The organism is Sphingorhabdus sp. (assembly GCF_023910635.1).
Lineage (GTDB): Bacteria > Pseudomonadota > Alphaproteobacteria > Sphingomonadales > Sphingomonadaceae > Sphingorhabdus_B.
On sequence record NZ_JAAVVZ010000031.1, the window covers coordinates 17,539 to 27,491 of the forward strand.

Here is a 9,953-nt window from a genome sequence, read left to right on the forward strand (position 1 = left end):
ACGCACAAAGAGTTTAGGAGAGAATCACATGCCGTCGCAGTTAGACCTTGCAATCGATGCCACCATTAACCGGCTCATGGCCGATGATGGCCCCTTGGCCGTTACCTATGCCCAGAAAAACGGTGTCCAAATGCCCGTTTTCGCCAAAGCGCCGGGTAACATGGCCGACTATTTCGCATTTTTCTGCGCAACCCACGCCAACAAGGAATTTTTGGTCGATGGTGATATCCGGTTAAGTTTCGCAGAGACTTATGGAGCGGCGCGCGCCTTGGCAGGTGGCCTTGTTGAAGGCCACAGACTGCAAAAGGGGGAGCGCGTTGGCATTGCGGCGCGCAATTCGGCCAATTGGATCATTGCCTATATGGCGATTGTGATGGCCGGCGGCGTTGCCACTTTGCTCAATGGATGGTGGCAAGGCGGGGAGCTGGCCGAGGGCATTCGCATGGTCGGCTGCCGCTTTGTTCTGGCCGATGAACAGCGCGCCGCGCGGATGGCCGGACAAGATCTTGGCAGTTGCGAAATCCTCATCATCAACCATGATTCCCGGCCCTTGGATGGCTTATCGGTTATGACCGCGCAAGGTGGCGGCGCGGCAACAGCGCTGCCAACGCTAGATCCGCTCGATAATGCCACGATATTATACACCTCTGGCTCAACCGGGCAGTCAAAGGGGGCTGTGTCAGACCACCGCGCTGTCGTCCAAGGCGCAATGAGCTATGTGGGGCAAACACTTGTCGTCTTCGAGCTTATGTCCGCCAGCGGCCAATCTATGCCAGCGCAGCCCTCCGCTCTGGTCAATGTCCCATTGTTCCACGTCACCGCGTCGATACCCTTGGTACTGCAAAGCTTCGCCATTGGCCGCAAGCTCGTGTTGATGCCCAAATGGGACGCCGAAGAGGCGATGAGGATCATTGAAAAAGAACGTATCACCTATTTCGTTGGCGTTCCGTTGATGAGCATTGAGCTGGCGACGCACCCGGCCCGGCACAAATATGATTTAACAAGCTGCACCGCATTTGCCGCTGGCGGCGCGCCGCGCCCTGTCGAGCATGTTAAGAAAATCCGCAAGGAAATGAGCTGGGGTTATCCATTATTGGGCTACGGACTCACTGAAACCAACGGCGTTGGCTGCGGCAACTTCAACGACAATTATCTGGCAAAGCCAACCAGCACGGGCCCTGCGACCAAGCCACTCGTCGAGGTCCAAATGCTGGGCGAGGACGGCAATGTCTTGCCGCAAGGTGAACGTGGTGAAGTCGGCATTCGGACGATTGCCAATTTCAATGGTTATTGGAATAACGAAGATGCCACACGCGACGCCTTCACCGCCGATGGATTTTTCCGGACCGGCGACATCGGCTATCTCGACGAAGACGGCTATTTATTCATCGTCGACCGCAAGAAAGATATCATCATCCGGGGCGGCGAGAATATCAGTTGCCCCGAGGTTGAAGCGGCGGCCTATGAGCATGACTCGATTGTCGAATTGTCGGTATTTGGTATCGCTGATGACAAATATGGTGAAGTTCCCGGCATCGTCTATCAGACAAAGGACGGCGTCACGCTGACAGAGGATGAGTTGAAGGCGTTTTTGGCGCCTCGTCTTGCACCCTTCAAGATTCCTGCGCATTTCTGGCAAGTTGCCGACCCCCTCCCCCGTCTCGGGACGCAGAAAATCGACCGGGTGACGCTGCGACGCGAATATAATGCCAAAATATCTGCTTGATGCTGACATGATGCCTGATCGCGACTAAGGTCACGTGATGGCATCAGCAGCAGAACGGATATTTAAGCAGCGCGACATTATCGACCGGAACGCGCTTGCCGAACAAATTGAAGGCATCGTTCGCGAATGCGAGGGCCAGGCGCGTCGTCCACGCGTCGTCGAGATATTGCAAATGGCCCTGGCCAGCGGTCGGGCCGAAATTAAACAACGCCTTAATGCGGCGCCTTCTCAAGGATATCGCGCGTCGGCTGAGCAAGCATTTCTTGTCGATCAAATCGTCCGGCTCATCTACGACTATGTCACTGTTCATGCATATCCCGCTGCTAACCGCTCCGCATCCGAAAGGATCGCGGTTTTGGCAGTCGGTGGATATGGCCGCGGAGAAATGGCCCCGCACAGCGACGTGGATATCGGCTTTGTAACGCCTTTCAAGCGCAGTTCGTGGACCGAGCAGGTCGTAGAAGCGATCCTCTATTTGCTCTGGGACCTTGGGTTGAAGGTTGGCCAATCGAGTAGGTCCCTCGATGAAACCGTAAAGATGGCGCAAGAGGATTTGACCATTCGCACCGCTTTGCTTGAAAGCAGGTTTGTTTGGGGCGACCGCGGCGTTTACGAAGAGGCTTCGTTGCGTTTCTGGAACGAGGTCGTTGCAAATACAGCATCTGACTTTGTCCGCCTAAAAATGATCGAACGCGATGATCGGCACCGACGCATGGGTGACAGCCGATATGTGGTCGAACCGAATATCAAGGATGGCAAAGGCGGGCTGCGCGACCTCCACACCCTCTACTGGATTGGAAAATACATCCATAAAGTGTCAGCCGCGTCCGAACTTGTCGACGTTGGCCTGCTGACAATTGATGAATATAACAGGTTTAGAAAAGCCGAGAATTTCTTATGGGCGGTGCGCTGCCATATGCACAATATCACCGGACGCGCGGAAGAACGCCTGACATTTGATCTGCAACGCGAAGTTGCAGAGCTTATGCAATTTGCCGACCGCCCCGGACGCTCGGCGGTTGAACGGTTTATGCATTATTATTTTTTGAATGCAAAAACGGTTGGTGACGTGACGGGGCTTTTCCTGGCGCATTTGGATGAAGCCATGGCCAAAAAAGGCCGGCGGTTCTTGCCCAGTTTTATCCGGAAACCACGAAAGCTAAACGGCTTTCAACTGGATCGTGGTCGCTTAGCGCTACCCGATGACGGGTTTTTTGCGCAAGACCCCGTGCGCTTGCTCGAAATATTCCATTTGGCAGATGTGCATGAATTGGAAATCCACCCGCTGGCCATGCGCGCCGCCCAGAGGGATGCCCGGCTGATCGACAAAGTATTGCGACGGGACCCCAGGGCCAACGCGCTTTTTCTTGAAATTCTGACGTCTCCGCGCGACCCGGAAACGGTTTTGCGCTGGATGAATGAATCTACCGTCTTTGGCAGGTTTATTCCGGATTTCCGCCGTGTCGTCGCGCAAATGCAGTTCGACATGTACCACCATTACACAGTCGATGAACATTCGATCCGCGCCATCGGTTTGCTGGCCGATATCAACAGGGGCAAGTTAAAACAGGATCACCCTCTGTCTACAGCAATGGTGCAACAGATTGTCAGCAAGCGGGTATTGTTTGTGGCCACATTGCTCCACGACATTGCGAAGGGGCGTGGCGGTGACCATAGTGTGTTAGGCGCTGAGGTTGCCGAAACCTTATGCCCACGGCTTGGTCTTTCACCAGCCGAAACGGAAACCGTTGCTTGGCTCGTCCGTTATCATCTGTTGATGTCGGCCACCGCGTTCAAGCGGGACTTGGCAGATTTTAAGACTATCCTGGATTTTGCCCAGGCCGTCCAGTCACCCGAGCGGTTGAAGCTATTATTGGTCTTGACCGTCGTTGACATCCGCGCCGTTGGACCGGGCGTTTGGAATAGTTGGAAGCGACAGCTTTTGTCAGACCTGTTTGAAGCTACCGAAGAAGTGCTGCGTTTGGGACACAAGCAACGCGGCCGGGACGAACGGATTGCCGCGAAAAAAGCGAAACTGGAGTCCGCGTTGCGACTGCCTGCCGATACATTCGCTGCTTTTGCCAAAACGCTTCCCGACGCTTATTGGATCGCGGAACCAGATGACATCATTGAACGCAACGCCCGGCATCTTCTCTCCAATGCAGGCACGGGCCTTGCCATTGATGCGTGTTTCTATCCCGATCGAGGCGCGACACTCGTGACGGTTTTTGCCGCCGACCATCCAGGGTTATTTTACCGCATAGCGGGGGCCATTCATCTGGCGGGCGGCAACATTATCGATGCACGAATTCACACCAGCAGCGACGGCATGGCGGTTGACAATTTCCTTATACAGGACCCGCTGGGTCGTCCGTTTCAGGAGCAAAGCCAGTTAAACCGGCTCAAGCGCAACATTGAAGATGCGCTCACCAACCGCGCGCGCTTAATGACTCAACTGGATGCGAAACCGAAAGCGCTCCGCCGGGCCGACGCCTTTAAAATCGCGCCATCGGTGTTGATTGATAATCAAGCTTCCAACCGGTTTACAGTGATCGAAGTGAATGCGCTGGATCGGCCCGCCTTGCTCAACAATTTGGCGCTGGCGCTGTTTGAATCCAAAGTCACATTGCACAGTGCGCATATCGCCACGTACGGAGAACGCGCCGTCGATACATTTTATGTGACGGATTTGTTCGGCGGCAAAATCGAAAACAAAAACAAGTTAAAAGCACTTGAATCCCGGCTTTTGGAAGCCGCAACAGTGAAGGCGCGCGTGAAGGGAAAGGCTGCGGCTTAAAATCTGCACTGCCATGCGCGGGATCATGCAGCCCATGCAAAAAAAAGGCCGGTCTTTCGACCAGCCTTTCTTTTAACCTGAAATCAGATTGGGAATTACATTCCCGAACCTGGACCGTAGGATACTTCCACGCGACGGTTTTGCGGTTCACGCTCACCATCTGCAGTTTGTACCAATGGTGCAGTTTCACCGAATGCTTCAGTGGCGATTGCGCCAGCCGATACACCCTTGGACTCAAGATACGTACGAACGGTGTCGTTACGACGCTCTGAAAGCCCAACGTTATACTTTGCAGTACCCGACTTATCGGCGTGACCTGCAAGCATAACCTTCGCGCTGCCACAGTTCGAATATTGCGCAACGGCATTATCAAGAACCGAAGCTGCGTCTGGACGCAGGTTCGATTTATCCCAATCGAAGAATACGATATAAGGTCCTGTGTTGCACACCGGCGCAGGTGGCGGCGGTGGTGGCGGTGGTGGCGGTGGAGCCACATAAGGTGGCGGTGGTGGTGGTGGTGCCACTTCAACTGGCGCAGGTGCACCGCCGAAGTTATAAATCAGGCTGCCCATCAAGCTGTGCGAACGGAAGCGTGTGTCCACTGCACGGCCAAGACGATCAACTAGGCTGACCTTGTCCGCGTTAAAGAAACGATACTTCAGTCCCACATCCCAGTTGTCGCTCAATGGCGCGCGAACGCCAGCGAGTGCTTGCCATGCAAAACCCGTATCCGAGTCATCAAGGAATGATGGTGCTGCAAAAACGGTCTGCACGTCGATACGTGCAACGCCAACGCCGCCGCCAACAAAGCCCTGAATGCCATCGTCGTCACCGAAATCAAACAAACCATTGACCATGAAGCTCAATGCACTCGCGTCACCCGCTACGGCATATGTACCGCTCGATGCCAAAGTCGTACCCGCGCCGCTCGTGATCTGCGGTGACTGGCTGTTAAACCCAGTCACATCAGCCTGACGATACGACACTTCTGATTCAAGACGGAAACCGCCAAAATCATAGCCGACTACGCCGCCGACATCATAACCCTTGTCTGTGTCTAATGTTGCCGCATCATTCAGGGCACCAATATCCAAAGCAAGGTCTTCTACTATCATGGCACCGCCATCAACTCCGACATACCACTGGTTGTCGCGGGCCAAAGCCGGTGACGCCAGAGCAGTAGAAGCGAGCGCCAAACTTATGGCTAACTTACGCATCAACTTTCCCCTTTTCTATCTTAGGAACGGAAATTCGAGAACGCTGGTTTAACAATTCTGTTCCATCGATGCAAGTCGCTATGTCTCTATACTGTTGCCAAAATGTCGCCATTTTTGGCGATTGACCATAATATTTGTAACGTTTTCCGGCATTCTCGGCTTATGTTGCCAATATGCCTATTAACCTGAAATAATGCAAAATCGCCGCAAGTGCTGCGCGCGCTTCGCTGTCGACGACAGCACCACCGGTTGGATTGGGTACCGAAGGCGCGGTCGTCCATTGGCCCGATATGTACAGGCTGTGACGCTGTGTATATCTGTTCCAAAGCCGCATTCCTTCATGGGGAACGACAAAGCGCCAACTGCCGCCAATCCAATAGGCAATCTGACCAGCTTTGTTTGCCCATGCACCCGTTGGCACCCCATTTATGATCCAACATTTCCCAATATCATCATCATTGACGGCGGGCGGAGCCGATAAGGCAGCTTCAACTGCCATATGCAGCAGCGCATCAATCGTAACGAGCGCTTCATTGTGCGTGATTTCTTTCTGCGCCTGCGACACTGCCAAAAGCGGCAGGCGATAGCGTCCAGTTTCTAATGCGGGCATATATCCTCCATGTAAGATGAATTGCGCCAAACTTACCGATCAACTCAAACCCAAGGTCAGCGGGCCGGACTGCGCAAAACGTCCAATTTGCTGCACTTTAAAAATGACCAAGCTGTTTTGCAGCACCCCTAAAGCGTCCATTTCGCTTGCCGAAATGTGCAGGTAATTTTCGGTCACCGTCCATTCACGCAACATTCCGTCATCGATGTAAAGCCCGACGCGGTAGCTTTCCTGATCCTCGGCTTGTGCTTGGTCAACGCCACCCATCCATCCTAGATCAAGCCGCGAGCGGCGTTTCCAGTAAAGATCAAAATTCCCGCTACCGTCTTTTACCACGCGGCCATGAACGGGGGGCAGGGGGGTAATGGCCATTCCCTCTGCAACAACGACTGTTGTCACTGGTGCGACATCACCAAGTCCCTGCGCATCCAGTGTAACCGTTTGCCCGACCTGATAAGCGTTCTCGGATATAATGCGCGTCGAGGCTGCATCCATGAGCACAATTTGCGCGCCAACGGCGTGCGCAGGTGCATGCAAAGCCGACGAGGAAACGCCCCGGCTTAGACGCGAAAGTCGGTAGCTTTTTTCGCCTAAGGCCACAATGCGCCCGACGCGCACAAACTCCCCATCGATCCAGAATATCGGCGCGTCAACCGCCAAAGGTGAAGTGTCCCGGGTCGCAAGATTCATGGCCGCGTGCAGCAGCACGATATCAAGCATGCTTGCCTTATCCAACAAAAACGGGTGATGCGCACCCATTGCATTTTGCGTATTTCCCATCACCGCAGGCAGGGCAGTCGTCCCGAAATCCGTCCATTGATCATCCGTTGAAAGCGAGATCGCGGCCCGTTTCCAACCCGCTTCTGTGCCTGCTGCAAATAACGCCAAGGCCGGTTTATGCGGATCGCCGCCCGGGACCAAAGGCATGTCCAGGGCCATAATCCGCGTCTGGCCAATCGGCTGATCCGCAGAAGGCACATGCCGTCCAGCTTCGCTGGCTAAGGCACCGATTGCCATATACTTGGGTAACGCCTTGGCCTTGATGTGCGTCGTTCCCAGACCGACTTCAACCTCTGAAATTTGCCACTTCCGGTTATCGGCTGTCCGGAAATGATCGCCGGGCCGGTAAGAACCGCCCGACGCTGCGGCTGCCCCGGACCAGACATGGGACGCATAGCGGACATCGCTGTCTTTGGCCTCGACGATGGCCTTGGCAGCGCCAGCGCTGAGCACCGCAGGCAATTCCAATCGCATGTCACCCCGGCCACCTGCGTCACTATTGCTTTGCTGAATACCTGCCTGATAATCGCGCTCTGCATCATAATAACGCAGCGAGACATGGACCGGAATATTGGCCGCCGGTGGCATGACTTGCTTTGGTTTTTCCAACGCACGCCCATTTTCTTCAACCGCAATGTCGATGCTGTGGACAAAATCCTGCTGCACGCCGACATCCCGGATAACAAGATGGCTGTCGCAAACGACAAGTTCCAACGGACAACTATCCAAAATCGGCGCAACAGCTTCTCGCACGCTCGCGCCGGCAACGGCAAAGCCAATAATCTCAAGCCCGCTTTGGGTCGCAATGTCGCCATTCGAAACCGTTGTCAGCAAGGCGGATAACGCCAGCGGCTCGTCGCGTTCAAAAATCTCGAAGGTGAACGACGGTATGCGATTGCCAAATTCGGCGAGCTGAAGATCTTCGAAAACAACATAAGCTATGCCGCGATGTGCAGGGCACTGCCCCTGCGCTTCGGCCGAGGCCAATAAAGGATCGGGCCGCTGATTTTCCTGACCTTCATGCACACGCATCTGGGCATCAATTTTAAAGTCATCATTTACACCACGGATAAGGTTGCCATCAGCCCATATGCGGCCAATACGTGCGATTGGCCTACTCGATAGCGCCACGGCAAGGCTGACACGGTAGCTGTAATTCACCGTTGAAGGCCGCCCCTTGCCACCACCGCTTTTCGTCCGCTGTTCAATCAAATCTGTGGACCAGATCACGGTGCCCGCCACCCGCATGGCGCCAAATATGCCGGGGATCTGCGATCCATAGCTGGATGTCTGGACCGCCAGTTCTTTCAGCCGGCTCCCCTGTCGGGCAGGCGGCGCGAATATTTCTGCGTCGATCTGTTGGCCAATGAAAGCGCCAATCGCGCCGCCAATCGGTCCACCAATCGCGGAACCTACGGCGGTCAAAACAAGCGTTGCCATATCAGTCTCCTTGAAAGCGCCATTGGGTGATGTTGCCATAAGGCAGCGGCAGCGGGGTCAATACGACGCGGCCCAAACCCACATGCGCATGCACCGCACCGACGTGTGCCAGCACGGCAAAATGAATGTGTCGGGGCCCGGGTCGCAGCAGCAAAATGTCACCCGCGATCCACGATCCATCGTCAACATTCCGAAATTTTGAGTCCGCAAAAAAAGCCTGCACGCGTCCTTCAAAATCACCGCGCAGGCGATAATCTGTGGGTGTTTCGAAACGATAGCCAGCTTCGAAAAGACAGGCCGAGACGACGCCAACACAATCAAGCCCGGTTTCCGGCGAACGGCCATGCAATCGGAACGGCGCACCTAAGCATGTCAGCGCACAAGCAGCGATGCTCGCTTGGGACGTGGTCTGCGGCGGCTGAAGCCTAATTGCCACCGGGGTAGCGGGTAAGTAGGTCATTGCCGGGCAAATAAGGCTCGCCGCGAAAGTTCGCACCATTGCCGAAGCGCCCCGCACATGTGGACATGATCTTGTCACACCCTTGCGTCAGTTCGATCAGGTCGCCTGCTTTTGGCACATGAAACGGGGCGCTATACACATAAATATCCGTGCTTTCATGGCCTGAAATTTTCGCAGTCGACCCGCAATTGGGACCGGTAAGCCAACGCAATTCGCCATAGGCCAAATATCCGTCGGCAACGTCCAAGGGTGCAGTGATCGAAATCCGGTTGTCATCACCGCTTGCTACTTCGGCCAGATGCCGAAAACGTGCACTGTTAAGGCCACAGGCCGCATCGCAAAATCGTGCGCGACAAGATGGAGATGTTTGCGGCGCCACGGCTTTTTCCAACCGCGCTTGCAAGCCAACAAGCTCGGCCTCAAACGCATCATCGGTGAAGGATACTGCGCCCAATTCCCCGGCGGCCAACACGCGTTTGCCGCTTGCGGGCGCGGTCCAGTCAAACAGGAAAATTTCCAGATACGCCCCGTTCCAACGTCCCGCCGCAAGATCATCTGCGCAGATGTCATCAGATGTCAGCGCGCCCGATACGTCCAACCCATCCTTATCCAGGCCAGCGCTTTGCATGACCGTCGTTGGCTGCATTCCGGGGCTTGCGCGCAACAATATACCATCATGCGCAACATCGACATCATGCGAGGTAAACCCCAATGTCACCCCGTCGGCCCGTTCCAGCCGCCAGCCATAAGCAACGCTGGTCAATGGTCCTTCCATCCACGCGTCCATCACACCGCTTCCCGGATTTCGATCAACGGAATATTGGGCATATCGCCTGCGCCAAATGTCGCCCGCGCCATATCCATTTGGTCGGAGGCAAAGCGAACCGGAACGTCGAAACGATATCCAGCGGTCACGACTGCGC

8 protein-coding genes are annotated in these 9,953 nt (G+C 54.9%); 2 read left to right on the forward strand and 6 right to left on the reverse strand.

Features of this window, described 5'->3' with window-relative positions; all coding sequences use genetic code 11:
- Positions 1-28: 28 nt before the first annotated feature.
- Together HEQ34_RS13030 and HEQ34_RS13035 are read left to right on the forward strand one after the other, a co-directional pair.
- Entirely contained in the window at positions 29-1,726 is a 1,698-nt protein-coding gene (locus HEQ34_RS13030) for a class I adenylate-forming enzyme family protein (protein WP_296201197.1), read from the forward strand.
- 37 nt (positions 1,727-1,763) lie between these two features.
- Positions 1,764-4,523 (forward strand): [protein-PII] uridylyltransferase, encoded by a 2,760-nt coding sequence (locus HEQ34_RS13035; protein ID WP_296201198.1) that lies wholly within the window; start codon positions 1,764-1,766, stop codon positions 4,521-4,523.
- Positions 4,524-4,618: 95 nt separating this feature from the next.
- Here the strand turns inward: HEQ34_RS13035 and HEQ34_RS13040 are convergent, their stop codons facing one another.
- From HEQ34_RS13040 to HEQ34_RS13065, 6 genes are all read right to left on the reverse strand, one after another.
- A complete protein-coding gene (locus HEQ34_RS13040) occupies positions 4,619-5,740 on the reverse strand; it encodes an OmpA family protein (protein ID WP_296201201.1) in 1,122 nt (373 codons plus the stop codon).
- Between the two features lie 160 nt (positions 5,741-5,900).
- On the reverse strand, positions 5,901-6,350 hold the full coding sequence (locus tag HEQ34_RS13045; protein ID WP_296201203.1) for a DUF2793 domain-containing protein: 450 nt from the start codon (positions 6,348-6,350) through the stop codon (positions 5,901-5,903).
- Positions 6,351-6,389: 39 nt separating this feature from the next.
- On the reverse strand, positions 6,390-8,570 hold the full coding sequence (locus HEQ34_RS13050; protein ID WP_296201206.1) for a phage tail protein: 2,181 nt from the start codon (positions 8,568-8,570) through the stop codon (positions 6,390-6,392).
- 1 nt (position 8,571) lies between these two features.
- Complete coding sequence (locus HEQ34_RS13055; protein WP_296201208.1) at positions 8,572-9,030, reverse strand: peptidoglycan endopeptidase; 459 nt, start codon at positions 9,028-9,030, stop codon at positions 8,572-8,574.
- Complete coding sequence (locus HEQ34_RS13060; protein ID WP_296201211.1) at positions 8,996-9,805, reverse strand: DUF2163 domain-containing protein; 810 nt, start codon at positions 9,803-9,805, stop codon at positions 8,996-8,998. The genes HEQ34_RS13055 and HEQ34_RS13060 overlap by 35 nt, the downstream gene beginning before the upstream one ends.
- 11 nt (positions 9,806-9,816) lie before the next feature.
- Positions 9,817-9,953, reverse strand: a 137-nt coding sequence (locus HEQ34_RS13065) for a DUF2460 domain-containing protein (protein ID WP_296201213.1), incomplete at its 5' end; no start/stop codon positions are given.

Coding starts and splice junctions, on each gene's coding strand:
- HEQ34_RS13030 (WP_296201197.1), top strand. CDS start 29: ATGCCGTCGCAGTTAGACCTTGCAATCGATGCCACCATTAACCGGCTC.
- HEQ34_RS13035 (WP_296201198.1), top strand. CDS start 1,764: ATGGCATCAGCAGCAGAACGGATATTTAAGCAGCGCGACATTATCGAC.
- HEQ34_RS13040 (WP_296201201.1), bottom strand. CDS start 5,740: ATGCGTAAGTTAGCCATAAGTTTGGCGCTCGCTTCTACTGCTCTGGCG.
- HEQ34_RS13045 (WP_296201203.1), bottom strand. CDS start 6,350: ATGCCCGCATTAGAAACTGGACGCTATCGCCTGCCGCTTTTGGCAGTG.
- HEQ34_RS13050 (WP_296201206.1), bottom strand. CDS start 8,570: ATGGCAACGCTTGTTTTGACCGCCGTAGGTTCCGCGATTGGTGGACCG.
- HEQ34_RS13055 (WP_296201208.1), bottom strand. CDS start 9,030: ATGACCTACTTACCCGCTACCCCGGTGGCAATTAGGCTTCAGCCGCCG.
- HEQ34_RS13060 (WP_296201211.1), bottom strand. CDS start 9,805: ATGGAAGGACCATTGACCAGCGTTGCTTATGGCTGGCGGCTGGAACGG.